The organism is Acidobacteriota bacterium (assembly GCA_039683095.1).
Classification (GTDB): domain Bacteria; phylum Acidobacteriota; class Aminicenantia; order Aminicenantales; family Saccharicenantaceae; genus RBG-16-66-30.
The window spans coordinates 1,252,721-1,279,008 of record JBDKSB010000012.1 but is presented as its reverse complement, the minus strand read 5'-3'; the positions used below and the strand labels follow the sequence as shown (position 1 = coordinate 1,279,008).

22 protein-coding genes are annotated in these 26,288 nt (G+C 67.0%); 11 read left to right on the top strand and 11 right to left on the bottom strand.

Translation table 11 applies throughout. From position 1 onward, the window contains the following. Genes ABFD52_13395 through ABFD52_13375 form a run of 5 tightly spaced genes read right to left on the bottom strand, consistent with a single transcriptional unit; the run spans position 1 to position 5,575 of the window. Entirely contained in the window at positions 1-309 is a 309-nt protein-coding gene (locus ABFD52_13395; protein ID MEN6561759.1) for an NADH-quinone oxidoreductase subunit K, read from the bottom strand. Then, complete coding sequence (locus tag ABFD52_13390; protein MEN6561758.1) at positions 302-784, bottom strand: NADH-quinone oxidoreductase subunit J; 483 nt, start codon at positions 782-784, stop codon at positions 302-304. Before ABFD52_13390 ends, ABFD52_13395 begins: the two co-directional genes overlap by 8 nt. Before the next feature lie 3 nt (positions 785-787). Next, positions 788-2,269 (bottom strand): NADH-quinone oxidoreductase subunit M, encoded by a 1,482-nt coding sequence (locus ABFD52_13385; GenBank protein MEN6561757.1) that lies wholly within the window; start codon positions 2,267-2,269, stop codon positions 788-790. Positions 2,270-2,279: 10 nt separating this feature from the next. Further along, the gene (locus ABFD52_13380) at positions 2,280-4,136 is read right to left on the bottom strand and encodes a proton-conducting transporter membrane subunit (GenBank protein MEN6561756.1); all 1,857 of its coding nucleotides are present in this window, start codon (positions 4,134-4,136) and stop codon (positions 2,280-2,282) included. Positions 4,137-4,144: 8 nt separating this feature from the next. Beyond that, entirely contained in the window at positions 4,145-5,575 is a 1,431-nt protein-coding gene (locus ABFD52_13375; GenBank protein ID MEN6561755.1) for an NADH-quinone oxidoreductase subunit L, read from the bottom strand. Positions 5,576-5,780: 205 nt separating this feature from the next. Between ABFD52_13375 and ABFD52_13370 the strand changes: the two genes are divergently transcribed. Then, positions 5,781-6,905, top strand: coding sequence for a hypothetical protein (locus ABFD52_13370; protein ID MEN6561754.1), 1,125 nt, complete (start codon positions 5,781-5,783; stop codon positions 6,903-6,905). A 9-nt stretch (positions 6,906-6,914) separates the two neighbouring features. Here ABFD52_13370 and polA read toward each other — a convergent pair whose 3' ends face one another. Together polA and ABFD52_13360 are read right to left on the bottom strand one after the other, a co-directional pair. Beyond that, positions 6,915-9,557 carry a DNA polymerase I gene (gene polA / locus ABFD52_13365; GenBank protein MEN6561753.1) on the bottom strand — a complete coding sequence of 881 codons (2,643 nt, stop codon included), beginning with the start codon at positions 9,555-9,557 and terminating at the stop codon, positions 6,915-6,917. 20 nt (positions 9,558-9,577) lie between these two features. Then, positions 9,578-9,823, bottom strand: a complete 246-nt coding sequence (locus tag ABFD52_13360; protein MEN6561752.1) for a hypothetical protein — start codon at positions 9,821-9,823, stop codon at positions 9,578-9,580. A gap of 126 nt (positions 9,824-9,949) precedes the next feature. Between ABFD52_13360 and ABFD52_13355 the strand changes: the two genes are divergently transcribed. Genes ABFD52_13355 through ABFD52_13320 form a run of 8 tightly spaced genes read left to right on the top strand, consistent with a single transcriptional unit; the run spans position 9,950 to position 15,844 of the window. Continuing rightward, positions 9,950-10,468 (top strand): DUF177 domain-containing protein, encoded by a 519-nt coding sequence (locus ABFD52_13355; protein MEN6561751.1) that lies wholly within the window; start codon positions 9,950-9,952, stop codon positions 10,466-10,468. Beyond that, positions 10,469-10,651, top strand: a complete 183-nt coding sequence (gene rpmF / locus ABFD52_13350; GenBank protein ID MEN6561750.1) for a 50S ribosomal protein L32 — start codon at positions 10,469-10,471, stop codon at positions 10,649-10,651. Positions 10,652-10,665: 14 nt separating this feature from the next. Continuing rightward, positions 10,666-11,679: a phosphate acyltransferase PlsX gene (gene plsX / locus ABFD52_13345; protein ID MEN6561749.1), complete on the top strand. Its 1,014-nt coding sequence runs from the start codon at positions 10,666-10,668 to the stop codon at positions 11,677-11,679. Then, positions 11,676-12,419 (top strand): 3-oxoacyl-[acyl-carrier-protein] reductase, encoded by a 744-nt coding sequence (gene fabG / locus ABFD52_13340; protein ID MEN6561748.1) that lies wholly within the window; start codon positions 11,676-11,678, stop codon positions 12,417-12,419. Before plsX ends, fabG begins: the two co-directional genes overlap by 4 nt. 46 nt (positions 12,420-12,465) lie before the next feature. Further along, positions 12,466-12,708 (top strand): acyl carrier protein, encoded by a 243-nt coding sequence (gene acpP, locus ABFD52_13335; GenBank protein ID MEN6561747.1) that lies wholly within the window; start codon positions 12,466-12,468, stop codon positions 12,706-12,708. 40 nt (positions 12,709-12,748) lie between these two features. After that, positions 12,749-14,011 (top strand): beta-ketoacyl-ACP synthase II, encoded by a 1,263-nt coding sequence (gene fabF, locus ABFD52_13330; GenBank protein ID MEN6561746.1) that lies wholly within the window; start codon positions 12,749-12,751, stop codon positions 14,009-14,011. A gap of 60 nt (positions 14,012-14,071) precedes the next feature. Further along, entirely contained in the window at positions 14,072-14,854 is a 783-nt protein-coding gene (locus tag ABFD52_13325; GenBank protein ID MEN6561745.1) for an electron transfer flavoprotein subunit beta/FixA family protein, read from the top strand. A 12-nt stretch (positions 14,855-14,866) separates the two neighbouring features. After that, the gene (locus ABFD52_13320; protein ID MEN6561744.1) at positions 14,867-15,844 is read left to right on the top strand and encodes an electron transfer flavoprotein subunit alpha/FixB family protein; all 978 of its coding nucleotides are present in this window, start codon (positions 14,867-14,869) and stop codon (positions 15,842-15,844) included. A gap of 129 nt (positions 15,845-15,973) precedes the next feature. On the opposite strand, the gene ABFD52_13315 is transcribed toward ABFD52_13320, so the two are convergent. The 4 genes from ABFD52_13315 to ABFD52_13300 all read right to left on the bottom strand — a co-directional run bounded on the left by ABFD52_13315 (position 15,974) and on the right by ABFD52_13300 (position 21,009). Continuing rightward, on the bottom strand, positions 15,974-17,587 hold the full coding sequence (locus tag ABFD52_13315) for a 4Fe-4S binding protein (protein MEN6561743.1): 1,614 nt from the start codon (positions 17,585-17,587) through the stop codon (positions 15,974-15,976). Then, a complete protein-coding gene (locus ABFD52_13310; protein MEN6561742.1) occupies positions 17,568-18,461 on the bottom strand; it encodes a DUF362 domain-containing protein in 894 nt (297 codons plus the stop codon). Before ABFD52_13310 ends, ABFD52_13315 begins: the two co-directional genes overlap by 20 nt. A 4-nt stretch (positions 18,462-18,465) precedes the next feature. Then, the gene (locus ABFD52_13305; GenBank protein ID MEN6561741.1) at positions 18,466-19,719 is read right to left on the bottom strand and encodes an N-acetylmuramoyl-L-alanine amidase; all 1,254 of its coding nucleotides are present in this window, start codon (positions 19,717-19,719) and stop codon (positions 18,466-18,468) included. An 87-nt stretch (positions 19,720-19,806) separates the two neighbouring features. After that, positions 19,807-21,009 carry a 2,3-bisphosphoglycerate-independent phosphoglycerate mutase gene (locus ABFD52_13300; protein MEN6561740.1) on the bottom strand — a complete coding sequence of 401 codons (1,203 nt, stop codon included), beginning with the start codon at positions 21,007-21,009 and terminating at the stop codon, positions 19,807-19,809. Positions 21,010-21,152: 143 nt separating this feature from the next. Between ABFD52_13300 and guaA the strand changes: the two genes are divergently transcribed. Further along, positions 21,153-22,685: a glutamine-hydrolyzing GMP synthase gene (gene guaA / locus ABFD52_13295; protein ID MEN6561739.1), complete on the top strand. Its 1,533-nt coding sequence runs from the start codon at positions 21,153-21,155 to the stop codon at positions 22,683-22,685. Positions 22,686-22,750: 65 nt separating this feature from the next. Further along, entirely contained in the window at positions 22,751-26,230 is a 3,480-nt protein-coding gene (gene dnaE, locus ABFD52_13290) for a DNA polymerase III subunit alpha (GenBank protein MEN6561738.1), read from the top strand. Positions 26,231-26,288: the final 58 nt, after the last annotated feature.

Genomic DNA, 26,288 nt, shown 5'->3' with positions numbered 1-26,288 from the left:
TTAGCCTTTCAGTTTGGTCAGGCCCCGGACGTCCAGGGACTTGGTCTGCCGGTAGATGTTGATGATCAGGGCCAGGGCCGTGGCCACCAGGCTGACCTCGATGACGATGTAGGTGATGGCCAGGGCCTGAGCGGTCAGGAGGCTGGCCTTGGCCAGCCCGGTCCCGATGAGGATCAGGGTGATGCCCTTGCCGATGACCTCGATGGCGATGAACAGCTTGATGAGGTTGCGCTTGCCCAGCAGCCCGAGGATGCCGGCGCCCATGAGGGCCGCGGCGAAGAAGAGATAGAGGTACCAGGTATTAGTCATGTTTGTCCCTCTTGCGGAACAGGGCCAGGACGGCGAAAACGCCGGCCAGGATGACCGCGATCTGGCCGACCAGGTCCAGCGTCCGCCCCCGCCAGAGGACGTCGCCGAAGGTGCCCGTCTCGGCGCCCGCGGGCAGGGCCGGGACCTTGCCCAGGAGGCTCTTCATGACCAGGGCGTCGATGACGACGAAGGCGACGAAGACGAGGGGGAAGACCCAGTTCACGAGCTTCGACTCGCGGACCTCGTCGCCAGTCTTGGTCAGGGCGATGGTCAGGACGAAGAGGACCGTGATGAGCCCGGCCACGACCGAGATCTCGAAGACGCCGGCGTACGGCGCCTTCATCCGGAAGAATATGATCCCCAGGAGGAGACTGGCCAGGGCCAACGAGATGGCCGACTTGAGCAGGTCCTTCAGGGCGATGGCCAGGACCGAGAAGATCACCAAGCCGATGAGAAGGGAGGTTTGCAGGATCATCGTCTAAAATCCCCACGATCCGGTCACGGCGTGGATCCCGTCCGCCAGGATGTCGGCGGCGGGCTGGACCCAGGTCGTGACGGTCGACGAGAACAGGATGCCGACGCCCACGCAGAGGAGGGCGAGGAGGACGACCGAGGCCGTCATCCAGAAGGGGGCCTCCTTGACGGCGGCCCACTTTTCGTTGAGCTTGCCGAAGAACGCTTTCCGCTGCATCAGCAGGTAGTACCAGAGGGTCAGGACCGAGGCCAGGACGGCGATGACCGCGTAGACCGGATGGCCGGCCTGGACCAGGGCCACGATGATGATCAGCTTCGACCAGAAGCCGTTGAGCGGGGGCACGCCGGCGATCGACAGGGCGCCGATGAGGTTGGCCAGGGCCGTCACCGGCATGCGCTTGGCCAGGCCGCCCATCTCGTCCATGTCCCGCGTGCCCGTGGCCTGCTGGACGGAGCCGCTGGTCAGGAACAGGAGCCCCTTGGCCAGGGCGTGGTTGAAGAGGTGGAAGAGCCCGCCGGCGATGCCCAGGGGCGTGCCGATGCCGATCCCCAGGACGACGTAGCCGACCTGGCTGATCGAGGAGTAGGCCAGCATCCTCTTCATGTCCGTCTGGCCGAGGGCCAGGAACGCGGCGGCGACGATGGAGACGGCGCCGAGGCCCAGGAGGATCGCCGACAGGGCCGGCGTCAGGCCGAAGACGTTGAGGAAGATGCGGGTCATGGCGTAGACGCCCGAGACCTTGATGAGCAGGCCGGACAGGACCGCCGAGATCGGCGCCGGGGCCGACGGATGGGCGTCCGGCAGCCAGGCGTGGAAAGGAACGAGGGCCGCCTTGAGGCCGAAGCCCAGGAGGAAGAAGGCCGTGACGATCCCCAGGGCCGGCCCGGCGTTGAGCTCCTTGAGCCCGGCGGCCACGGCGGCGAAGTCGAGCTGGCCGGTCAGGCCGAATATCACGGCGATCCCGGCCACCAGGAAGGCCGAGGCCACGACCGAGAGCATCAGGTACTTGAAGGCGGCCTCCAGCTCGTCGCGCCCGAGGCCGAAGGCGACCAGGGCGTACGAGGCGACGGCGGCGACCTCCAGGAAGATATAGACGTTGAACAGGTCGGTGGCCAGGATGAGGCCGTTCATGCCGGCGATCATGACCAGGTACAGGGCGTAGAAGTTGGCCTTGGCCCCGTAATGCTCCATGTAGTCGATCGAGAACAGGCAGGCGGCCAGGCCGACCAGGGCCACCGCCACGAGCATGAACAGGCTGAATCCGTCCAGGGCCAGGCGGAGGTTGACGGCCTCGCCGAGCCAGGAGAGCTGCTGGAGGACGGGGCCGTTCGCGATCAGGCCCCGGCCCGCGACCACCGCGTAGATGAGCAGGGCGAGGAGGGTCGCGTTGGCCAGCACGTCCGGCAGGACGCGGCGCGAGACCTTGCCGATGAGCGGCAGCAGGCCCGCCACGATGAGCGGAAGGACGACGAAGAGTATGATCAACGCTCCTCCTCTATTTCGCGAGCAGGCTGATGAGGCCGGCCAGGATGATCAGGCCGGCCAGGCACCAGGCCAGGTAATTCGCGTAGTGCCCGTTGTGGGCTTTTCTCAGGATGCCGGTGAACTTGGCGCCGGTCACGGTGACGATCTTTTCGAAGAAGAAATCGATGGGCCGGTCGATGCCCTTGAACAGGAGCAGGGACAGCCCCTGGAGGCCCTTGATGCCCTGTTCGTAGGGGTCGAAGACCCGCTTCTCGGCCAGGTCGTAGGCCTGGCGCATGCCGGGGAGGCTGTGGATGGGCTCCGAGGCCAGGTAAGGCTTGCGGCCGCCCTTCAGCCAGCCGTAGCGGTGCAGCAGGAAGGCCAGGACCAGGCAGCCGATGGAGATCAGGGCCACCGGGTTGAAAACGGACAGGGCATGGGCCGTGAAGTCGACGTGGGCCCCGGCTTCGACGTGCCCTTCCAGGATGGGCTGGATGAACAGGGTCAGGGGCAGCTTGTTGTAGACGCCGAACAGGATGCACAGCCCGGCCAGGACCAGGATCGGCAGGACTATGGCCGCCGGGCTCTCCTTGACCGCCGGGACCTCCTTCGACCGCTCGCCGAAGAAGACCGAATGGCCGGCCTTGAGGAACGAGGCGAAGGTGAAGATGGCCCCGACCCAGGCGGCGACGGCGAAGATCACGGAGCCCGTCTCGAGCGCGCCGTGGAAGACCATTTCCTTGGAGACGAAGCCGTTGAGCGGCCAGACGCCCGAGATGGCCAGGGCGCAGACGGTGAAGCCGAAGGCCGTGAGCGGCATATCCCGGCTCAGGCCGCCGAGCTTCTTCAGCTCGGTCGTGCCGGTCCGGTGCTCGACCGAGCCGGCGCTCAGGAACAGGCCGCACTTGTACATGGCGTGGTTGATCATGTGGAAGATGCCGCCGGCGATGCCGATGGGGATGGCCGTGCCGATGCCCAGGATCATGTAGCCGACCTGGCTGATGGCGTGATAGGACAGGAGCCGCTTGAGGTCCTTCTGGACGAGGGCCATGAGGACGGCCAGGACGATGGTCGCGGCGCCGACGATCATGAGCAGGAGGGACAGGCCGCTGCCGGGCCGGATCTTGAAGAAGTCGAGCGAGATCCGGGCCAGCAGGTAGATGCCCAGGAGCTTCTCGAAAGCGGCCGGCAGGAAGGCCATGAAGGTCACGGGCGCGTCGACCCCGGCGTCCGGGATCCAGGTGTGGAAGGGCATGGCCCCGGCCTTGCCCGCGGCGCCGATCATCATGAGGACGAAGGCGACGGCGGCCAGGCCGGTCGGCTCGACCGAGATGTCCGACATCGTCGCGGTGCCGGCCACGCTCCAGAGCAGGCCGATGCCCAGGATCATGCAGAAATCGCAGAAGCCGCTGATCAGCAGGGCCTTGACCGCCGTCCGGCCCGAGGTCGGCCGGCCGCCCACCGTGATCATGCCGTACAGGGTGACCAGCAGGCCTTCCCAGAAGAACAGGAGCGGCACGAAGTTGTTGGCCAGGGCCGCACCGTTGGCGAAGGCGGCGGTCAGGAAGATGTAGGCCATGAATTCCCGGCCCCGGGGCGCGTCCTTCATCTTGACCGTCGTGTAGATCGCGATCAAAACGAGGAATCCGGCCAGGGCCAGCAGGATGAAGCTGGAGAAGTGATAGAGGCGGAGGTCGAAGTCGATGCCTAGGCCCAGCCAGGGGACCGCGTAGCGAAGGCTCTTCACCGAGAAGAGGACGAAGGCGAAGTAGACGAGCGCGGCCCCCCCGGCCACGGCCAGGACGTCGCGCACGACCCGGAGCGCCTTCGGCAGGAGAAGGAATACGACGGCCAGGGCCGCCGGCAGGAGGATGGGAAGAAGCAGCATATTGGGCGTCATCTGAGCCACCAACTCATCTGCGTCGTCGCGATGTTGGCCAGCTTCATCGGGTAGGCGATGAACAGGCCGGCCGCCAGGCTGAGGACGGCCAGGGCGGCGACGACATAGACCATGGATTTCGTCCCCTCGGGGGCCGGATGCCGGGCCTCACCCAGGAAGACCATCGAGAAGACCTTGAACAGGTAGTACATCGTCAGGACGGCGGTGAACAGGGCCATCCCGGCGACCCAGGGCCGGCCGCCCTGGACGGTGCCGAGGATGACCAGGAACTTCGAGAAGAACCCGCCGAAGGGCGGGATGCCGATCACGGAGAAGGCGCAGACCAGGAAGGCCACGGCGGTGACCGGCATGGTCTTGATGAGGCCGCCCATCTCGCGGATGTCCTTGGTGTGGACGGCGTGGATGACTATGCCGGCGCAGAGGAACAGGCCGGCCTTGGCCAGGCCGTGCATCAGGATGAAGAGGACGGAACCGGCCACGCCGGAGGCGTTCATCATGCTGAATCCGAGGAAGATGTAGCCGATCTGGCTGACCGTGGAATAGGCCAGGATCCTCTTGAGGTCGGTCTCGACGGCGGCCGCGCCGGCCGCGACCAGGCTGGAGATCATGACGATGACGGGCAGGGCCTCGCGCCAGCCGTCGGGCAGGCGGAACGTGTAGATGAACAGGCGGGCGAAGGCGTAGACGCCGATCTTGACCAGGACGGCGGCGTGGAGCAGGGCCGTAACCGTGGTCGGGGCGACGCCCGCGTCCGGCAGCCAGGTGTGGAGCGGCACGGTGGCCGATTTCGAGAACATGCCGAAGAGGATCAGCAGCACGGCCGTTCCCGGAATGAGCGTGCCGCGCATGGCCGTGATGTCGAAAGTGTTGGTGACGCCGTAGATCTGGATGAAGCCGAGCAGCATGACCACGGCGCCGAAGAAGGTCAGCAGGAAGGCCTTGTCGGCCTTGCGGACGTGGGCCGGCTCGCGGTAGAAGCCGATGAGCCGCCAGCAGGCGATGGCGATGATCTCCCAGAAGAGGTAGATGAAGACGAGGTTCCCCGAGAAGACCAGGCCCATCATCGAGCCGATGAAGAGCAAAACCATCAGGTAATACTCGTTCTGGTTCTCCTCGTGCCGGATGTAGCCCAGGGAATAGACCACGATCAGCCAGCCGACGAAGGACGACACCGCGGCCATGAAGACCGCCAGGGGGTCGACGACCAGGATGAAGTCGAACCCCGGAAGCAAGGTCTTGCGGATGACCTGCTCCCCTCCCTGGAGAGCGAAGGGGAGAAGGGTCAGCGGCAGGATGGCCGTCGTGCCGCTCACCAGCACGGCCCAGGCCGAGCGGGCGCGCTTCGCGGCCAGGCCGAAAAGCGGCGTCGCGAAGGAGCCGAGGATGGGGACGAGGATCGTGAGAAGGACGGTTGTTTCGACGTTCATGGGGACGGGTTGCCTTCCTTAATAAAGAAAGAAGGCTCAGTATAGTGACGGCTGGGAGTGATGTCAAGAATATCCACAGGACTTCCTCAGGTTTTGAACAGGCTTTTCCAGGGCCCGAAAACCGTCGTGATTCCCTGTTGCTTTTTGCCAGAGAAAGTAGGATAAGAGGAGACACGATATCCAACGCCGCGCGACGAGGTGAGCCATGGCCGTCGAGTTTCGAGAGGTCCTGTCAAGGAAGGATCTGAAGACGTTCATCTACCTGCCCGAGAAGATCCATGCCGGGCACGAGAACTGGGTCCCGCCGCTGTTCTCGGACGACTGGAAGTACTTCGACCGCAAGAAGAACAAGGCCTTCGGCTACTGCGACACGATCCTGCTCCTGGCCAGCAAGGACGGCCGGACCGTAGGACGGGTCATGGGCATCATCAACCACCGCTACAACGAGCACCGGAACGAGAAGTCGGCCCGCTTCGGCTACCTCGAGAGCTTCGAGGACCGTGAGGTCTTCCGGGCCCTCCTGGGCCGCGTCGAGGCCTGGGCCCGGGAGAAAGGGATGACCCGGATCGTCGGCCCCTACGGCTTCTCCGACCAGGACCCCGAGGGCTTCCTCATCGAGGGCTTCGATCATCGGGCCACCATCGCCACCTATTACAACTTCGAGTGGATGCCGAAATGGCTCGAGGAGGACGGCTACACCAAGGACAACGACTGGTTCGTCTACAAGCTCGACGTGCCCAAGGATCCGCCCGAATTCTACAAGAAGATCTACGAGCGGGCCATGAAGCGGGGCACTTTCGATGTCCTCGAGTTCCGCCGCCGCAAGGACATCAAGCCCTGGGTCCGGCCCATCCTGTCCCTCATGAACGAGACCTACATGGCCGGCAACATCTACGGCTACGCCCCGCTCGAGGAGAAGGAGATGGACGACCTGGCCAAGCGCTTCCTGCCCATCCTCGATCCCCGCTTCGTCAAGGCCATCCGGAAGGACGGCCAGGTCGTGGCCTTCATCATCGCCATGCCGGACATGACCGAGGGCATCGTCAAGGCCCGCGGCCGGCTGTTCCCGTTCGGCTTCATCCACGTCCTGAGGTCGGCCCGCAAGACCAAGCAGCTCGACCTGCTCCTCGGGGCGGTCAAGGACCAGTACCGGGGCCAGGGGCTCGACGTCCTCATGGGCATCAAGGTCCTGATCGCCGCCTACGAGGCGGGCATGGAGAAGATCGACACCCATCACGAGATGGAGGCCAACGTCAAGGTCCGGGCCGAGATGGAGCGCATGGGCGGCCAGGTTTACAAGAAGTACCGGGCCTTCCAGAAAGCCCTTTAAGGGGCGAGCCTATTTCGCGTCGGCCCAGTTCGGACCGAAGCCGAGGTTGACGACCAGGGGCACGGCCAGCCCGGCCGCTCCTTCCATGGCCTCGCGGACAAGCGGCCCGACCGCCCTCTCCTCGCCCTCGGGGACCTCGAAAACAAGCTCGTCGTGGACCTGCAGGATCATGCGCGTCCGGAGCCGGCGGTCCGCCAGGGCCTTCTCGGCGCGGAGCATGGCCAGCTTGATGATGTCGGCCGCGGACCCCTGGACGGGATTGTTGAGGGCGATCCGCCGCCCCGCCTGCTGGAGAGCCCGGTCGGGGGCGCGCAGCTCCGGGACCTGGCGCTGGCGGCCGAAGATGGTTTCCGAATATCCCCGCTCCCGGGCCTCCTCGACCGTCCGATCGAGATACTCCCGGACCTTCGGCCGCTCGGCGAAGTAGCGGTCGATGAACTTCTGGGCCTCGGCCGTGGACGTCCCCAGCTCGCGGGCCAGCGAGAACGCCGACGTGCCGTAGATTATGCTGAAGTTGATGATCTTGGCCCGCCGCCGCGCCTCCTCGCCGGCGGCCTGGCCGAAGACCAGCCGGGCGGTCTCCTCGTGGACGTCGCGGCCGGCCAGGAACGTCTCGACGAGCGTCGGGTCGCCCGAGAGATGGGCCAGAACGCGCAGCTCGACCTGGGAATAATCGGCGGCCAGGAGGACGTGCCCGGGGTCCGGGACGAAGGCCCGGCGGAAGCGCGTCCCCCACGGCCCGCGGGCCGGGATGTTCTGGAGGTTGGGCTCGCTCGAGGACAGCCGGCCGGTCGAGGCCACGGTCTGGTTGTAGCAGGTGTGGATGCGGCCCGTTTCCGGGTCGATGAGCTGGGTGAGGGCGTCGGCGTAGGTGGACTTGAGCTTGGCCATCTGCCGGTAGTCGAGGACGCGGCGGGCCAGGGGGTGGACCTCGGCCAGCTCCTCGAGGACGTCGAGGGAGGTCGAGAAGCCCTTGGTCACGCGGGTCCGGCGGCCGGCCTGCAGGCCGAGCTTGTGGAAGAGGACCTCGGCCAGCTGGCGCGGCGAGTTGATGTTGAAGGCGCAGCCGGCCAGCTCGTGGATCTCCTTTTCCAGGCGGCAGAGCTCGCCCTCGAGCTCCCTGGACATGGCCTTGAGCACGGCCGGGTCGACCCGGACGCCGGCCATCTCCATGCGGGCCAGGACGGCGATCAGGGGCCGCTCGATGTCTTCATAGAGCCGGTCGAGCTTCTTCGTCCGGACCTTGTCCCACAGGACCTCCCCGAGCTCCAGGGCCAGGTCGGCGTCCAGGCAGGCGTAGGGCGCGGCCCGCTCGACGGCCACCTTGTCCATGGTCAGCCCGGACTTGCCCTTGCCGGCCACCTCCTCGTAGGGCGTCTTCGTCTCCCTGAGGTAGTGGAGGGCGATGCGGTCGAGGCCGTGCTTGCCCCAGTTCGGCTCGAGCAGGTAGGACAGGACCATGGTGTCGCGGGACACGCCGGCCAGGCGGACGCCCTCGCGGGCGAGGACGATCATGTCGTACTTGATGTTCTGGCCGGTCTTGAGGACCCGGGCGTCCTCCAGCACGGGCTTCAGGACGGCCAGGGCCCGGGCCTTGGGGATCTGGGCCGGGGCGCCCAGGTAGTCGTGCCCCACCGGGACATAGAAGGCCTCCCCCGGCACGAGGGCGAACGACAGGCCGACCAGCCGGGCCCGGGTCGGCGCCGGCGAGGTCGTCTCGGTGTCGACGGCCACGGCCCCGGCCTCGGCGATCCGGGCGGCCAGGGCCTCGAGCTCGGCCTCGTCGACGACGGTCCGGAAGTCCCGGCTTGCCGGCCTCTGCGGCCGCAGGAACTCGGGGACGAGCTTGGTGAATTCGAGCTCGCCGAAAAGCCGCAGGGTTTCCCGCTCGTCGGGCTCCTGCACGACGTAGCGGCTGAGATCGAGATCGAGCGGCAGGTCGCGGCAGACCGTGACCAGGCGCCGGCTGAGCTCGAGCAGATCCCGGTTCTCCTGGATCTTCTGCCGGACCCGGGGGTTCTTGACCTGGTCGAGGCTGGCCAGCAGCCCGTCGAGCGAGCCGTATTGTTCGATGAGCGACTTGGCCGTCTTCTCGCCGATGCCCGGGACGCCGGGGATGTTGTCCGTAGGATCGCCCCAGAGCGCCAGGACGTCGACGACCGCCCCGGCCCCGACGCCGAAGAAGTCCTTGACCCCGGCCGCGTCGATCATCTTCTCCTTGGACGGGTTCCAGACCGACGTGGCCGCGTCGACGATCTGCAGGAGGTCCTTGTCGGTGGTGACGACCACCGTCCGCAGTCCCCCGGCCTCGGCCCGGGCCGCCAGGGAGGCGATGGCGTCGTCGGCCTCGTACCCGGGGAACTCGGCCGTGGCGACGCGGAGGGCTCCCAGCAGCTCCTTAAGCTTGGGCACCTGGACGGCCAGGTCCTCCGGCATGGGCTTGCGGTGGGCCTTGTAGGCCTCGAACTCCTCGTGGCGGAAGGTCGGGCCCTTGACGTCGAAGACGACGCCCAGGTACTCCGGCTTCTCCTCGTCCAGGAGCTTGCGGATGGCGTTGATGAAGCCGTAGATGGCCCCGGTCGGGAAGCCGGCCGAGTTGCTGAGGCCGCGGATGGCGTAGTAGGACCGGTAGAGGAGGGAGTTCCCGTCGATGAGGAAGAGCCGGGGGGGCGTCAGTCGTACCTGCCTTCGACGATCTGCCCCAGGATGGTCTTGTGCTGCTCCTCCATCAGCCGGGCGATCCGGTCCGCGGCGTCGGGTCGCCCGAGGAAGGCCGTGTAGAAGGCCCGCTTGGAGGCCAGTAGCCGGCCGGACCGGTAGATGAGCGATTCGATGTACTGGGCGCCGGGGCCCTTGTCCTGGGTCTGGACGATATAGGCCTGTCCCCTGTAATCGACCCGGGTGTCATAGCCGGCCATGCCCTCATTCTATACGGGGCGGGGCCCCGGATTCAAGCCCGGCGGGGCCCCGGACCGGGTTGACATCCCCCGAGGGGCTGATATAATGAGTTGATAATTTTGCGAGGTTAATAATTGGATAATACCATGCTCATCGATCTCGACCGCGTCCCCAAGGAGGGCCTGAGGGTTTCAGGAGACTTCGAATTCCTGAGCCTGGACCTGATCGAGGAGAACGCGGTCTTCCTGGAGCCGGCCCACGCCGACGTCGCCATCCGCCTGGTCGGTGACGAGGTCTATATCCAGGGCGAGGTCACGGCCCGGCTCAGCTTCGTCTGCTCGCGCTGCCTGATGCCGTTCGAGTTCCCTGTGGCCAGCCGGTTCGATCTCGTTTACCTGCCCGAGGACCTGGACGCCCTGTCCGAGGAGCTGTCCGACGAGAAGATCGACCAGATGTTCTACAGCGGCCGCCAGCTCGACCTGCGGGCCGTCGTTCTCGAGCAGCTCAACCTGACCTTCCCGGCCAAGCCGCTGTGCGCGCCCGACTGCGAGGGCATCTGCGCCGTCTGCGGCGAGATCATCCGCGACGCCAGGTGCTCCTGCATGGTGAAAGAACCAGATCCCCGCTGGAATAAGCTTAAATTTCCCGTGAGAGACAAGAGTTAAATGCCTAATCCAAAGAGACGCCATTCGCCCACGAGAAAAGGGAAACGCCGCTCCCATGACGGGCTGACCACGCCCACCTTCTCCGTCTGCCCCAAGTGCGGCAACCCCAAGCTGCCCCACCGGGCCTGCCCCGAGTGCGGCTACTACAAGGGACGGCAGGTGACGGAAGGGACGAAAGACTGACCCGGACGGCGCCCATGAGAATCGCCGTCGACGCGATGGGGGGGGATTTCGGACCGAAAGCGACCGTGCCGGGAGCTCTGGACGCCGCCCAGGACCTCGATATCGAGGTCCTCCTCGTCGGCCTCGAAAGCTCCGTCCGCCGCGAGCTGGACCGGCACAAGCCGGCGCCGGCCCGCGTCACCGTCATCAACGCCCCCGAGGCCATCGGCATGGGCGAGGGGCTCCTGTCCTTCCGCAATAAGAAGGCCTCCTCGATCCGCGTCGCGGCCCAGCTCGTCAAGGACGGCCGGGCCGATGCCCTCGTCAGCATGGGCAACACCGGCGCGGTCGTCTATATCTCGCGCGATGTCCTCGGCGCCCTCAAGGGCGTCGACCGGCCCGCCCTGGCCCTCCTCGTGCCCACGGTCGAGAGGCAGACCCTGCTCCTCGACGTCGGGGCCAACGCCAACTGCCAGCCCCACAACCTGGTCCAGTTCGCGCTCATGGGCAAGATCTTCATGGAGGCGGTGGCCGGCGTGCGCGACCCGCGCATCGGCCTGATGAGCATCGGCGAGGAGAAGGGCAAGGGCAACGACCTGGTCAAGGAGGCCTTTGACCGGCTCCAGGTCGCGCCCCTGAGCTTCGTCGGCAACGTCGAGGGCAAGGACCTGTTCTCCGGGGCCGTGGACGTCGTCGTCAGCGACGGCTTCACCGGGAACGTCGCCCTGAAGACCTCCGAGGGGGTCGTCCAGAGCGTCGTGTCGATGGCCCGCCACGAGATCACCAAGAACATCTTCGCCATGCTCGGCTTTCTCCTGATGAAGCGGCATCTCAAGCGGCTCTACAAGAAGATCGACTACACGGAATACGGCGGGGCCCAGCTCCTCGGCCTCGACGGCGTCTGCATCATCGGCCATGGCCGGTCGAACCCGGCCGCGGTCCGCAACGCCATCGCCCGGGCCCGGGAGTTCGTCGCCAACAGGGTCCAGGGGAAGATCCAGGCCGAGATCCTCCGCTACGAGCACGCCTTGAGAGGAGACGCCGCATGAAGCGCTTCGAAGGCAGGGTGGCCATCATCACCGGCGCCTCCCAGGGGATCGGCGAGACGATCGCCCGCGAGCTGGCCGCCGAGGGGGCGACGGTCGTCCTCGTCGACATCCAGAAGGACAAGCTCGAGGCCGTGGCCCGGTCGATCGCCGAGGCCGGCGGGCGGGCCGAGGCCCGCGACGCCGACGTCGGCGACACGGCCGCCGCGGACCGGACCGTGGCCGCCGTGGCCGCGGCCCACGGCCGGATCGACCACCTGGTCAACAACGCCGGCATAACCCGCGACACCCTCCTCATGCGCATGAAGGAGGAGGATTGGGACGCCGTCCTGCGGGTCAACCTCAAGGGAACGTTCAATTTCTCCCGGGCCGTCCTGCGGACGATGATCGGTGCGCGCTACGGCCGGATCGTCAACATCGCCTCGGTCGCGGGCCAGATGGGCAACGCCGGCCAGGCCAACTACGCCGCCTCCAAGGCCGGGGTCATCGCCTTCGCCAAGTCCCTGGCCCGCGAGGTCGGCAGCCGCGGCATCACCGTCAACGCGGTCGCGCCCGGCTTCATCGCCACGGCCATGACCGGCGCCCTGCCCGAGGACGTCCGCAAGGCCTACCTCGAGCTCATCCCCCTGAAGAAATTCGGGCTTCCCATCGACGTGGCAAATGCGGTAAAATTCCTTCTCTCCGACGATGCGGCCTATATCACCGGCCAGGTGGTCAGTGTGAACGGCGGCATGTATATGTGAGACGGACGGCCGGCTGTCATCTTCGTAATTCTTGAAGGAGGACACGATGCAAAAAGACGAGCTGCTCAAGAAGGTCAGAGCGATCGTTTCGGACAAGCTGAGCATCAGCGAGGAGCAGGTCACGGAGGACGCGTCCTTCATCGACGATCTCGGCGCCGACTCCCTGGATACCGTCGAGCTGGTCATGGCCCTGGAGGACGAGTTCGGGCTGGATATCCCCGATGACCAGGCCGAAAAGCTGACCACGGTCGGCAAGGCCATCGACTATATCATGGGGCACGCCAAGTAGCGTCCCACACCATTCTTCACACTCCAGGACCGTTCGACCCATGAACAGGGAGAACCATCCCGGACGGAGGGTCGTCGTCACCGGCATCGGTCTCGTGTCGCCCCTGGGCACGGGGACCGACAAGACCTGGCAGGCCCTTCTCCGCGGCGAGAGCGGCATCGCCCCCCTGACCCGTTTCGACGTCTCGCGCTACGCGACGCGATTCGGCGGGGAGGTCAAGGACTTCGACCCGCTGGCCTTCATCGACCGCAAAGAGGCCCGTAAGATGGACCTCTTCATCCGCTTCGGCCTGGCGGCCGCCGAGCTGGCCGTGGCCGACTCGGGCATCCCCGCGGCCGACCTGCGAAGCGACCGGGCCGGCACCTACGTCGGCTCGGGCATCGGCGGCCTGGGCTCGATCGAGGAGAACCTCAAGGTCCTCTGGGAGAGGGGCCCCGACCGCGTTTCGCCCTTCTTCCTTATCCAGACCATCATCAACGAGGCCTCGGGCCAGATCTCCATCCGCTTCGGGGCCAAAGGCCCGAACTGCGCCAACGCGACGGCCTGCAGCACGGGCTCCCATGCCATCGGCGACTCGTTCCGGATAATCGCCCGGGGCGAGGCCGACATCATGATCGCCGGCGGCGCCGAGGCGCCGCTGACCCCGCTCAGCCTGGCCGGGTTCACCGCGATCAAGGCCCTGTCGGAGCGGAACGACGAGCCGGCCAAGGCCTCGCGACCGTTCGACGCCAGGCGCGACGGCTTCGTCATGGGCGAGGGCGCCGGCGTCGTTGTCCTCGAGGAATTGGGCCGGGCCCTGCGCCGGAACGCCCGCATCTACGCCGAGGTCGTCGGCTACGGCATGACCAGCGACGCCTACCACGTCGCCGCGCCCGACCCGACCGGCGACGGGGCGGCCCGGGTCATGAAGAGGGCCCTCGAGGACGCCGGCATCGCCCCGGGGGACGTCCAGTACATCAACGCCCACGGCACCTCGACCCAGCTCAACGACAAGACCGAGACGCTGGCCATCAAGACCGTCTTCGGGGAGGCCGCCCGCCGGCTGGCCGTCAACTCGACCAAGTCCATGACCGGCCATCTGCTGGGCGCGGCCGGCGGCCTGGAGGCCGGCATCTCCGCCCTGGCCCTGTTCCACCAGGTCATGCCGCCGACCATCAACTACGAGTTCCCCGACCCCGACTGCGACCTGGACTACGTCCCCAACGCGGCCCGGAAGGCCGCGATCGTCCACGCCGTCAGCAATTCGTTCGGCTTCGGCGGGACCAACGCCTCGCTCGTCCTGAAGGCGTTCGACCGGCCGTGACGCGTCCCCGCCGGCCCGGCGGCCGGGCCCGGACGCGATCGCCTCATTGAGGAGAGACCGATGAACATTCTCGTATTCGTCAAGCGGGTGCCCGACACGGAATCGCGCATCCGCATCCAGCGCGAGGCGCGCGGCATCGTCGAGGAGGGCCTGAACTTCGTCATCAGCCCCTACGACGAGTACGCGGTCGAAGAAGCGCTCCGCCTCAAGGAAGCCCAGGGCGGCGCGGTGCGCGTCGTCTCCGTTGGCCGCGACGAGGCGGCCGCGGTCCTGCGCAAGACTCTGGCCATGGGCGCCGACGAGGCCTTCCTGGTCAAGGACGACGCGCCGGAGGCCTACGACGGCCTTCGCACGGCCCGGATCATCGCCCGGGCCGTCGAGCGCAAGTTCGCCGGCGCGGACCTCCTGCTCTTCGGCAAGCAATCGGTCGGCGCCGACAACAGCCAGGTGCCGGCCATGGCGGCCGAGCTTCTCGGCCTGCCCCAGGCGACCGTCGTGACCAAGCTCACGGTCGAAGGCGGCGCGGCCACCGCCCTTCGGGAGATCGAGGGCGGCACGGAAAAGGTCTCCCTCTCCCTCCCGGCGGTCGTCAGCGCCCAGAAAGGGCTGAACGAGCCCCGCTACGAGACGCTCAGGGGCATCATGGCCGCCAAGAAGAAGCCGGTCCCCGTCATCACGCTCGAGGAGCTGGGCTTCGGGCCCGGGGAGCCCTCCCCGGGGCTCGAGGTGACCGGGCTCGACGCGCCGGCCGCCCGGCAGGCGGGCAAGGTCCTCCAGGGCGACCCGGCCGAGACGGCCCGGGAGCTGGCCCGCCTCCTTCGGGACGAGGCCAAGGTCATCTAGAGGAGAAAACGCATGATCGCCGCATATCTCGAGATCCGCGACGGGAAGATCAAGAAGAGCTCGCTCGAGACCTTGGCCGAGGCGCGCCGGCGGGCCGCCGAGCTGGGCGTCGGGACAGCCGCCGTCATGGCAGGGGCGTCCGTGGCCGGCCTGGCAGCGGCCGCCTTCGCGGCCGGCGCAGCCAAGGTCTACGCGATCGAGGACCCGGCTTTGGCCGACTACTCGGCCCAGGCCTATGCCGCCGCCCTGGCCGGATTCGCCGCCGAAGCGAAGCCGGCGGCCCTCTTTTTCTCGGCCACGGCCATGGGCAAGGACATGGCGCCGCGCGTGGCGGCCAGGCTCGGCGTCTCCCTGGCCGCGGACTGCACCAAGGTCGCCGTCAAGGACGGGGCCCTCGAATTCACCCGGCCGATCTACGCCGGCAAGGCGATCCTGTCGGTGAAGCTGAAGACCTCGCCCCAGCTGGCCACGCTGCGGCCGAACGTCTTCCCGGCCGGCGAGCCGGTCGAAGGCGGGGGCGAAGTCGTGAAGATGGCCGCGGCCGTGCCGGAGGGCGCCGTCAAGGGCCGCGTGGTCGAGGTCCTCAAGGAGGAAACGACGGAGCTCGACGTCACCGAAGCCGACGTCGTCATCTCCGGCGGCCGCGGGCTCAAGGGCCCCGAGGCTTTCGCCCTGCTCCGGGACATGGCCGCCGTCTTCCCCCGGGCCGCCGTGGGCGCGTCCCGCTCGGCCGTCGACTCCGGCTGGATCGGCCACCAGCACCAGGTCGGCCAGACCGGCAAGACCGTGTCACCGCAGCTCTACCTGGCCGTGGGCATCTCCGGCGCCATCCAGCACCTGGCCGGGATGTCGTCCTCCAAGGTCATCGCCGCCGTCAACAAGGATCCCGAGGCGCCCATCTTCAAGGTCGCGGATTACGGCATCGTCGGCGATCTCTTCGAGGTCGTGCCGAAGCTGACGGAAGAGCTGAAGAAAGCTCTAAAGGAATAGGCTCGCGCGCCTTTCTTCTAAATCAAGGCGCTCTCCGGCCCGGCGAAATCAGGCCGGCATGTTTTGCCGAAGATCTCCGGAACGAGGTCCGGTCGAGATCCCGACGAAGAGGCGATCGGAATAAAGTCCCTACTTGTAGGGGGCTTCCGCCGATCCGCCCGAGATGTCGAGCAGCAGCCGGTTCTTCTCCGACCGCGATTCGCCGACGCTGGTGACGAAGATGGCCGGGTCGTCCACGACCGGGCACTTGTTCTCGCAGATGCCGCAGCCGATGCAGCGCTCGACGTCGATGAACGGCGCCTTCTGAACGGCGACCGTGCCGTCGGGGAGCCTGGTCGCGACCTCGACCAGCTTGATGGCCTTGGGGGAGACGGGGCAGTGCTCCTCGCAGACGACGCAGGGCCTGCCCAGCACGTGGGGGATGCAGCGGCTCTTGTTGAGCCAGGCCGTGCCCATCTTGACCTGGTTCTTCTCCTCGATGGTCAGCTTCCTGATCGCCCCGGTCGGGCAGACCTGCGTGCAGAGCGAGCAATAGTATTCGCAGTAGCCGATCTTCGGGACGAGCTTCGGCGTGTAGATCCCTTCGGGGCCGGCCTCGGTCAGCACGGGCTGGAGCCCGCCGGTCGGGCAGGCCCGCATGCACTGGCCGCACTTGACGCACTTGGCCAGGAACTTGTCCTCGGGCAGGGACCCGGGCGGGCGGAGGAGCTTGAGGGAGGCCCGCTTCCGCGATGGCGTCAGCCGGAAGAACGGCGCGGCGGCCAGCCCGGCCAGGGTCGTCACCAGGAGCTTGCGGCGCGACAGGTCGACGTTCGAGACGTTCGTCGCCTTCTCGAAGCGGGCGCTGAGCGGGAAATGGATCGCGCCGGTCGGGCAGCGCGAGGCGCAATCCAGGCAGTAGACGCACTCGCCGCTTTTCCAGCCCTCGTTGGGATAGGGATGGGCCTGGGTCTCGCAGTGCTGGGTGCAGAGGCCGCACTTGATGCAGGCCTCGCCGTCGATCCGGAGCTTGACCAGGTTCCAGCGGCTCAGGAGCCCCAGCAGCGCGCCGGTCGGGCAGAGGTAGCGGCACCAGAAGCGCTCTTTCCGGGCGTTCAGGCCGATCGCGGCCAGGAAGAACAGGCCGGCCGAGAAGCCCTGGACGAAGGTCGTGTGGATCGTCCAGTTCTGGAGGAGCTGCGATACGGAACGGGCCAGGCCGGCCGCCCCGAGCCCGTAGAGGATGCCGCCGAGGCCGGACAGGGCCTGGGCCAGCGAGGGCAGCACGGCCAGGGCGAACGAGCGGGTCAGGAACGAGAGCGGGTCGAGATAGCCGGCCAGGTCGAGCCCGAGCAGGGCCCCGACAAGGACCAGGACGAGGATGTAGTACTTCGGGGCCAGGCTGGCCTTGTCCTCGCGCGGCGGCTTGAGGAGCTTCGCCTTCTTGAAGAGGAACGACGACATCTGGTTCACGGCCCCGAGCGGGCAGACCCAGCCGCAGAAGACGCGGCCGAAGAGGACGGTGGCGGCGACCGTCACCAGGGCGAAGGCGAACCAGGCGTAGACGAGGCGGGCCGAGACGATCGTGATCAGCGCCAGGAGCGGATCGAAGTGGAAGAAGCGCTGGACGGTCGAGCCGATGTAGTCCTCGCCCGTGTAGTGGGCGCCGATGAAGAGATAGGCGAACAGGCCGAAGAAGACGGCTTGGCTGGCTATCCGCAGGCGCTCGAGGGCGCGGTACTTCCTAGATCTTCCGTTTTTCAATGCGGACCTTCCCCAGATCGTATTCGCCCAGGCCCCGGGCGCGGGCCAGCTCCAGGTAGGGCAGCTCGCGGGGCTCGACCGGGAAGAGCGAGGCCCCGAAGGCGTCGACGGCGACGGGGTCCGTGCCGGCCACGACGGTGTTGCGCATCTCGGTGTCGGACAGGCGGCCGCCCTGCGGCCCGTTGCGGACGAGGATGCGGTAGGCGTCGAGCACGGTCAGCCGGGGCTTGAAGAAACCGGCCAGGTCGACCACGGCCTTGTCCAGGCCCTGGTGGAACTGGTTGCGGGCCCCGGCGGTCGCCCCGAGCCAATTCTTCATGCCCAGGGTCAGGCGGCAGAACGAATGGACCTTGGCGATGGGCACGTTGATGATCTTGTCGGATTCGACGACGTCGAGCAGGACCTCCCATTCCTTGATCCACTCGCCCTTGAGCGGCATCTTCTTGACCCGGTAGTCGTCGACGAAGAGCATGTCCCCGCCGGCCTGGTTGACGGCCTCCTGGATCCCGGAGCGGATGTAGCAGCGCTTGGCCTGGTTGGTCGAGTTGTCGATGACGATGGCCTTCTTGGCCCCGGCGTCGAGGACGAGCTCGACCAGGGTGCTAACGACCTCGGGGTTGGTGCAGGCCGCCATCTCCGGGGTCCGGTCCCAGCCGATGTTGGGCTTGATGACCACCCGGTCGCCCTTGGAGACGAAGGCTTTCATGCCGCCCAGGGCGGCGATGGCTGCCCTGGTGATGGCCGCGGGAGATTGGCCTTCGATCGCGGCCAGGACGGGCGCCGGAGCCGGGACCGGCCCGGCCAGGGCCCGGGAGCCGAAACGGAGGGCCAGGCCGGCGGCGGCCGCGCTCGTGACGAAATCGCGTCTCTTCATGGCTCTATCCTTTACCGAGCGAATGGACATATTCCATGATACCATCAAAGATGCCCTGAGCGGCCAGGTCACGGAACTTTTGCGTCCTGAGCTTGGCCTCCTCCTTGGGGTTGCTCAGGTGGGCCACCTCGACCAGGATGGACGGCATCTCGCCGCCGATGAGGACCCAGAAAGGAGCGCCCTTGACCCCCAGGTCCTTTATGCCCGGCAGGTCCTTGCCCAGGTCCCTGACCAGGTTCTTCTGGATGGCCGAGGCCAGGCCCAGCGACTCCTTGACCTTGCTGTTCTGCATGATCTTCTGGAGGATCGACCTCATCTCGCCGATGTTCTTGGTCGAGGTGGCGTTCTCGGCCGCGGCCAGCTCGATGACCGAGGGGTCGGGGCTGACATTGAGGAAGAACGTCTCGACGCCGCCGCGCTTGCGGTCGCGGTGGGCGTTGCCGTGGATGGAGATGAAGAGGTCGGCCCGCTTCTCGTTGGCGATGACGGCCCGGGCCTCTAGGCCGAGGTCGATATCCGATTCCCGGGTCAGGACGACCTCGATGCCGGCACCCTGGAGCAGTTTCCGGAGGGCCAGGGCGATGGCCAGGTTGCCCTCTTTCTCCTGGAGCCCGCCCTTGCCGATCGTCCCCGGGTCGTGCCCGCCGTGGCCGGGATCGATGACGACCGTCCGGACGCCGAGCCCAAGCTGGCGGGCCAGCGACGTCCCGGCGAAGTTCGGGTCATTCGGGTCGACCTGGCGCTTCACGGCCGGGACGGGGATCTTGTCGCCTTTTACGTTCTTGCTCGCCGCCGCGGCCGGCTTGGCGGCCGGCGTCTCGTCCGGCGCGGGCCCGCCCGCCGCGGCCGCGCGGGGATAGATGTCGACGACCAGCCGGAACGGGTCGAAAAGGTGGTAGACGCGGAAGGACTGGATGAGCGCGCGGTCGATATCGATGACCAGGCGGACCGTCGAGTCCGTCTTCTGGGAGATGCGGATCTGGCTGATGTAGTCGGCCTTGACCGGGTAGGACTGGTTCTGAAGGATGGGATTGAGCTTGGCCTGCAGGACGTCGACGTAGATCCGGTCCGGGTCGCGGAGCTCTCCGGAAGAATACTCGCGGAGCTTGCCGACGTCGAGCACGATCCGGGTGAAGTTGGGATGGGTGAAGCGGCGGAGGTTGACGATCTCAGCCCGCGGATCGTCCTGCGGGGCGGCGGCGAGGGAGAGAACGAGCGCCAGGACCGGGAACCCGAGGCGCGCCGCTGCGGATTTCAATTCAAATCAATTTTATAGGACCAGGCCGGAGAAGTCTACGAAAATGGGGGACATGGAAAGACGGGACCAGGTCCCTTCTGATGCGGCTTACGCGCCGTACTTCTGCAGCTTCAGGGCGTGGGCCAGCATCAGCGGCATGGCCGAGATGGAGCGGAAGCGGCCGAGCATCCCCTTGGCGCAGGCCCGCTCGCTGAACGCCGGCACGTCGTCGACGCCGGCCGTCGGCGAGACCAGCAGGAACGGGTTGGGGTGCCAGGAGTGGCCCTTGAGCGCGGACGGGGTCGAATGGTCGGAGGTCACGACGATGACGTCCGGCTTGAGGGCGGCCAGGCGGGGCAGGAACCCGTCCAGGGCCTCGATCGCGGCCACCTTGGCGGCGAAGTTGCCGTCCTCGCCGGTCGAATCCGTCCGCTTGTAGTGGACATAGAAGAAATCGTGGTCGGCCCAGTTCTTCTCCAGTGCGTCGAACAGGTCGGCCGTCTGGCTGCCGACGCCGATGACCTCCATGCCCAGCAGCTTGGCCAGCCCCTTGTACATGGGATAATTGGCGATGGCCGCCGGCCGGAGCTTGAACAGCGCCTGCATGGTCGGGATGGAGGGGAACTTGGAGAAGCCGCGGAGCAGGGCGGCGTTGGCCTTGGGCTCGCCCTTGAGGACATCGATGACGTCGTCGAGGAACGTGTTGACGGCGTCGGCGGCCTTGGCCGCCTCTGGGGCGAGGGGCGTCGCCGGCACGGGGGGATGGCCCTCCTTCTGCGGGTCTGCGTCGGTCAGGTGGTCGGCCAGGCCCTCGGCCGTGAAGCGGGCCACGAAGCGGTGCTCCTTGCCCGGGAAGACGCGGACCTCGACCCCGGGCCGGCGGGGAAGGTGCTCGTTGAGGTAAGCGCAGATCCGGGCGTTCTCCTCGGTCGGGATGCGGCCGGCCCGCCGGTCGACGACGAGGCCGCCCTTGACCGTGGCGAAGTTGCCGCGGGCCACGAGATCGTTCCGGCCGACCTCGACCCCCGAGCCCAGGGCCTCGAGGATGCCCCGGCCGAGCTGGTACTTGAGCGGGTCGTAGCCGAACAGGGCCAGGTGGGACGGGCCGCTGCCGGGGGTGATGCCCATCATGACCGGGTCGGACAGTCCGCAGACGGCGGCCCTGGCCAAAGCGTCGAGGTTCGGCTTGCGGGCCGCCTCGAGCTCGCTCTTGCCGTCGGCGGGCAGCCCCCCGACGCCGTCCATGATCAGCAGCACGATCTTCGAATCCGTCTGTTGGCTCAGTTCCCTGGCCAGTTCTTCCCATTCCATGGCGGCACTCCTTCCGGATCGATATCCCCCCGTAGTTTACCAAATCGGGGGCCCGGGTTCTATCGTGCCCGCCGTTTTTCGCCCTTCTCGCGGCCCCGTCCGGCCGCTTTGGATATCGCGGTCAATTCTGATAAAATCCCTCCATGCAGAAAGTCCTCATCCTCGATTTCGGGTCGCAGTACACCCAGCTCATCGCCCGCAAGATCCGCGAGCTGGGGGTCTACTCCGAGATCCTGCCCTTCTCGACGCCGCTCGCCGCCATCCGCCAGGCCCGGCCGACCGCGCTGGTCCTCTCGGGCGGGCCGCAGAGCGTCTACGGCAAGGGCGCGCCCCACCCGGACAAGGGCATCTTCGAGCTGGGCGTCCCGGTCCTCGGGATCTGCTACGGCGTCCACCTTATGGCCCATCTCCTCGGCGGCCAGGTCATCCCGTCCCAGGAGCGGGAATTCGGCTTCGCCTCCCTGCGCGTCCTCGACAGGGCCGGGTTGCTGTCGAGCGTCCGGGACCGGCAGCAGGTCTGGATGAGCCACGGCGACCGGCTCGAGACCGCGCCGCCGGGCTTCCGCCTGACCGGGAGCACGGCCAACACCCGCGCCGCCGTCATCGAGGACAGAAAGCGAAAGTTCTACGGCGTCCAGTTCCACCCCGAGGTCATCCACACCAAGGAAGGGCTGAAGATCCTCGGCAACTTCCTCTTCAAACAGGCCGGCCTCGAGCCCGACTGGAGCATATCCTCGTTCGTCGCCCGCAAGGTCAAGGAGATCCGGGAGACGGTCGGCGACGGCAAGGTCATCTGCGGCCTGTCGGGCGGCGTCGACTCGCTGGTCACCTCGCTCATCATCCACAAGGCCGTCGGCAACCGCCTGACCTGCATCTTCATCGACAACGGCCTCCTGCGCAAGGGCCAGTACGAGGCCCTGATGGAGGCCTTCCGCCACAAGTTCGCCCTCAAGGTCGTCGGCATCGACGCCTCGGACATGTTCCTCGACAATCTCCGCGGCATCGTCTCGCCCGAGCGCAAGCGCAAGACCATCGGCCGCCTGTTCATCCACCTGTTCGAGCGCGAGTCCATGCGCCTCGGCGGGGCGGCCTTCCTGGCCCAGGGCACGATCTATCCCGACGTCATCGAGTCCAACCCGGTCAAGGGGCCGTCGTCGGTCATCAAGTCGCACCACAACGTCGGCGGCCTGCCGAAGGGCCTGAAGTTCAAGCTCATCGAGCCGCTGCGCGAGCTGTTCAAGGACGAGGTCCGGGCCCTGGCCCTCGAGCTGGGCGTCGACGAGGATTTCATCCACCAGCACCCCTTCCCCGGGCCCGGCCTGGCCGTGCGCATGATCGGCGAGGTCGACCGGGAGGGCCTGGAGATCCTCCGGGCGGCCGACGACGTCGTCCTCCAGGAGGTCCACAAGGCCGGCGTCTACAAGAAGCTCTGGCAGGCCTTCGCCGTCCTCCTGCCCGTCCGCTCGGTCGGGGTCATGGGCGACCAGCGGACCTACCAGCGGGTCGTGGTCATCCGCATGGTCCAGAGCACGGACGGCATGACGGCCAACTGGTACCCCGCGCCGGTCAAGCTTCTGGCCGCCATGTCGACGCGCATCGTCAACGAGGTCCGGGGCGTCAACCGGGTCGTCTACGACGTGACGACCAAGCCGCCCGGGACGATCGAGTGGGAATAAGCCCGGCTTGCTCCCCCGGCCGGCCCGCCGCGGCGGCCCGGCCGGGTCCTTGAAAGATCTTGCTCATGGAACCGACGTTCGTTCACCTTCATAACCACTCCGAGTACTCCATCCTCGACGGATGCTTGAGGATCGACGCCCTCGTCCAGTCGGCCTACGAGAACAAGATGCCCGCCGTGGCCATGACCGACCACGGCAACATCTTCGGCGCCGTCCAGTTCTTCAAGGCGGCCAAGGCCAGGGGCGTCAAGCCCATCCTCGGCTGCGAGGCCTACGTCGCTCCCGGGAGCCGGACCGAAAAGAAGCCCGGCGGGCCCGAGGACGTCCACCACTTCCACCTGGTCCTGCTGGTCAAGGACGACAAGGGCTACAAGAACCTCTGCAAGCTGCTGACCGAGGCTTACCTGACCGGCTTCTACTACCGGCCGAGGATCGACAAGGAGCTCCTGGCCGCCCACAGCGAGGGCCTCATCGGGATGTCGGCCTGCCTCAAGGGCGAGGTCGCCTTCTGGCTCAGCCGGGGCTTCCCGGAGAAGGCCGAGGAAGCGGCCCGGGAATACGCCGCGATCTTCGCCCCCGGGAACTTCTACATCGAGCTCATGGACCACGGCCTGGCCGAGCAGAAGGCGGTCAACCCCCAGCTCATGGCCGTGGCCCGGAAGCTCGAGCTGCCCCTGGTGGCCACGAACGACATCCACTTCGCCCGCCGCGACGACGCCGAGAGCCAGGACGTCCTCGTCTGCATCCAGACCAACCGCAAGATCTCCGACCCGGACCGGATGAAGTTCTCGACCGACCAGTTCTACTTCAAGTCGGCGGCCGAGATGGCCGCCCTGTTCCCGGACGCGCCCGAGGCCATCGAGAACACGGGCAAGATCGCCGCCCGCTGCGGCTTCGACTTCCCGGCCAAGACATACCACCTGCCCGTCTTCAACCCGCCCGACGGCAAGTCCCTGAGCGATTATCTCGAGGAGGTGGCCTGGGAGGGCTTCCGGGCGCGCATGGAGCAGCGCGGGAGCGGCGGCGCCAGCGGCCAGGGCTCCCACACTCCGGCCGAATACGAAGAGCGCATGCGCCGGGAGCTGGCCCTCGTCAAGAAGATGGGCTTCGAGGGCTACTTCCTCATCGTCTGGGACCTCCTCAACGCCGCCCGGGCGCGGGGCATCCCGGTCGGGCCGGGCCGCGGCTCGGCCGCCGGCAGCCTCCTGGCCCACGCCCTCCGGATCACCGAGATCGACCCGCTCGAGTACGACCTCCTGTTCGAGCGCTTCCTCAACCCCGAGCGCATCAGCCTGCCCGACATCGACATGGACTTCTGCGCCCGCCGCCGGCAGGAGATGATCGAGTACGTGACGCAGAAGTACGGCGCGGAGAACGTCTGCCAGATCATCACCTTCGGCACGATGGCCGCCCGGGGCGCCATCCGCGACGTCGGCCGCGTCCTCGAGGTGCCGCTGCCCGAGGTCGACCGCGCCGCCAAGATGATCCCCTTCGCCGTCGACGCGACGATCGCCGACGCGCTCAAGACCGTCCCCGAGCTGCGGACCCTGCGGGACCGCAACTCCAAGATCGCCCAGCTGCTGTCCATCGCCCAGAAGATCGAGGGCCAGGTCCGGAACCCCTCTATCCACGCCGCCGGCGTCGTCATCACGCCCAAGCCGCTCATCGAGTTCCTGCCGCTCTACCAGTCGACGAAGGGCGAGGTCACGACCCAGTTCGCCATGGGCGACGTCGAGTCCCTGGGCCTGCTGAAGATGGACTTTCTCGGCCTGCGCAACCTCACGGTCATCGACGACGCCCTGGCCCTCATCAAGGCCGAGACCGGCCTCTCGATCGAGATCAACGCCCTGCCGCTCGACGACGAGGCCACCTTCGAGCTCTTCCGCTCCGGCAACACGGACGGCGTCTTCCAGTTCGAAAGCCCGGGCATGAAGGACCTGCTGCGCCGCTTCGGGCCGACCGAGTTCCGCGACCTCATCGCCCTCAACGCCCTGTACCGGCCCGGCCCGCTCAAAAGCGGCATGACCGACGAGTCCATCCACCGCCGCAACCACCCCGAGCGGATCGCCTACGAGCTGCCCCAGCTCGAGCCCGTCCTCCGCGAGACGCGCGGCATCATCGTCTACCAGGAACAGGTCATGCGCATCGCCACCGACCTGGCCGGCTTCACCCTGGGCGGGGCCGACCTGCTGCGCAAGGCCATGGGCAAGAAGGACAAGGAGACGATGAAGGCCCAGAAGCAGAAGTTCGTGCAGGGGGCCAAGAAGAAGGGCGTCGCGGCTTCGAAGGCCGACAAGATCTTCGAGCAGATCAAGGAGTTCGCCGAGTACGGCTTCAACAAGTCCCACGCGGCCGTCTACGCCCTGGTGGCCTTCCAGACGGCCTGGCTCAAGGCCCACTATCCCATCCATTACCTGGCCGCCCTGCTGACCTCCGAAGCCGAGCGCGGGGCCACGCCGCAGGTCGTCAAGTACATCGGCGAGTGCCACGAGATGGGCATCAAGGTCCTGCCGCCGGACATCAACAAGAGCGACTTCCGGTTCACCGTCGAGGACGGCGACATCCGCTTCGGCTTGGCCGCGGTCAAGGGCATCGGCCAGGCGGCCGTCGAGGAGATCATGGCCGTCCGCAAGAAGCGCGGCCGCTTCGACTCTCCCTTCGACCTGTTCCTCGAGTACGACACCAAGGTCCTCAACCGCAAGGCCGTGGAAAGCCTGATCAAGGCCGGGGCCTTCGACTCGCTCGGCTGGAAGCGCTCGCAGTGCTACCACATGCTTGACCGGATGATCGATTTCGGGCACGAGGTCCAGAAGGCCCAGGCCGCCAGGCAGTCCTCCCTCTTCGGCCCCGGCGCCGTCGAACCGCCGCCCGTCCCCGTGGAGGTGCAGGAGATGCGGGAGTGGGACGAGTCCCACGTCCTGTCCTACGAGATGGACGCCCTGGGGCTCTACATCACCGGCCACCCCCTGGCCCGCCACAAGGATCGCCTGCGCAAGCTCGTCTCGCACATGATCGAGGAGCTCGACAGCGAGCGCGACTTCGACAAGGACGTCCGCCTGGCCGGGATCATCGGCTCGTTCAAGCCGCTGAAGACGAAGAAGGACGATCGCATGGCCACCTTCGTCCTCGAGGACCTGACCGGCAAGATCGAGGTCGTGGCCTTCCCCGACTGCTTCTCCCGGTTCGGGCAATACCTTCGCGACGGCCAGCTCGTCTGGATCAAGGGCAAGTACATGGGCGAGGAGGAGAACCGCCGCATCAGCCTGAGCCAGGCCATGCCCCTGGCCGAGGCTTTCGAGAAGCAGGCGAAACGGGTGGTCGTCCGCATCTTCCTGCCCGGCCTCGAGGAGGCCACCCTGGCCGAGCTGAAGACGGTCCTCGACGGCTACGAGGGCAAGACGCCGGTCGAGTTCGAGCTCGAGACGCCCCACGCCTACCGGGTGGTGGCCCAGAGCGCCGAGGTCCAGAGAGTCACGCCGTCCGAGGAGCTGATCCAGAAGATCGAGTCCCTGCTCGGGGAGAACTCGATCACGGTGGAATATTGACCCGAAATTGACACTCCGCGTCAAAACGGGTAGAGTAAACTGACTATTTTGTTGATGT

Excerpts from the sequence above, each read along its gene's own strand:
- ABFD52_13395 (MEN6561759.1), bottom strand. The coding sequence starts at position 309 with ATGACTAATACCTGGTACCTCTATCTCTTCTTCGCCGCGGCCCTCATG.
- ABFD52_13390 (MEN6561758.1), bottom strand. The coding sequence starts at position 784 with ATGATCCTGCAAACCTCCCTTCTCATCGGCTTGGTGATCTTCTCGGTC.
- ABFD52_13380 (MEN6561756.1), bottom strand. The coding sequence starts at position 4,136 with ATGCTGCTTCTTCCCATCCTCCTGCCGGCGGCCCTGGCCGTCGTATTC.
- ABFD52_13375 (MEN6561755.1), bottom strand. The coding sequence starts at position 5,575 with ATGAACGTCGAAACAACCGTCCTTCTCACGATCCTCGTCCCCATCCTC.
- ABFD52_13370 (MEN6561754.1), top strand. The coding sequence starts at position 5,781 with ATGGCCGTCGAGTTTCGAGAGGTCCTGTCAAGGAAGGATCTGAAGACG.
- ABFD52_13360 (MEN6561752.1), bottom strand. The coding sequence starts at position 9,823 with ATGGCCGGCTATGACACCCGGGTCGATTACAGGGGACAGGCCTATATC.
- ABFD52_13355 (MEN6561751.1), top strand. The coding sequence starts at position 9,950 with ATGCTCATCGATCTCGACCGCGTCCCCAAGGAGGGCCTGAGGGTTTCA.
- rpmF (MEN6561750.1), top strand. The coding sequence starts at position 10,469 with ATGCCTAATCCAAAGAGACGCCATTCGCCCACGAGAAAAGGGAAACGC.
- plsX (MEN6561749.1), top strand. The coding sequence starts at position 10,666 with ATGAGAATCGCCGTCGACGCGATGGGGGGGGATTTCGGACCGAAAGCG.
- fabG (MEN6561748.1), top strand. The coding sequence starts at position 11,676 with ATGAAGCGCTTCGAAGGCAGGGTGGCCATCATCACCGGCGCCTCCCAG.
- acpP (MEN6561747.1), top strand. The coding sequence starts at position 12,466 with ATGCAAAAAGACGAGCTGCTCAAGAAGGTCAGAGCGATCGTTTCGGAC.
- fabF (MEN6561746.1), top strand. The coding sequence starts at position 12,749 with ATGAACAGGGAGAACCATCCCGGACGGAGGGTCGTCGTCACCGGCATC.
- ABFD52_13325 (MEN6561745.1), top strand. The coding sequence starts at position 14,072 with ATGAACATTCTCGTATTCGTCAAGCGGGTGCCCGACACGGAATCGCGC.
- ABFD52_13320 (MEN6561744.1), top strand. The coding sequence starts at position 14,867 with ATGATCGCCGCATATCTCGAGATCCGCGACGGGAAGATCAAGAAGAGC.
- ABFD52_13310 (MEN6561742.1), bottom strand. The coding sequence starts at position 18,461 with ATGAAGAGACGCGATTTCGTCACGAGCGCGGCCGCCGCCGGCCTGGCC.
- ABFD52_13300 (MEN6561740.1), bottom strand. The coding sequence starts at position 21,009 with ATGGAATGGGAAGAACTGGCCAGGGAACTGAGCCAACAGACGGATTCG.
- guaA (MEN6561739.1), top strand. The coding sequence starts at position 21,153 with ATGCAGAAAGTCCTCATCCTCGATTTCGGGTCGCAGTACACCCAGCTC.
- dnaE (MEN6561738.1), top strand. The coding sequence starts at position 22,751 with ATGGAACCGACGTTCGTTCACCTTCATAACCACTCCGAGTACTCCATC.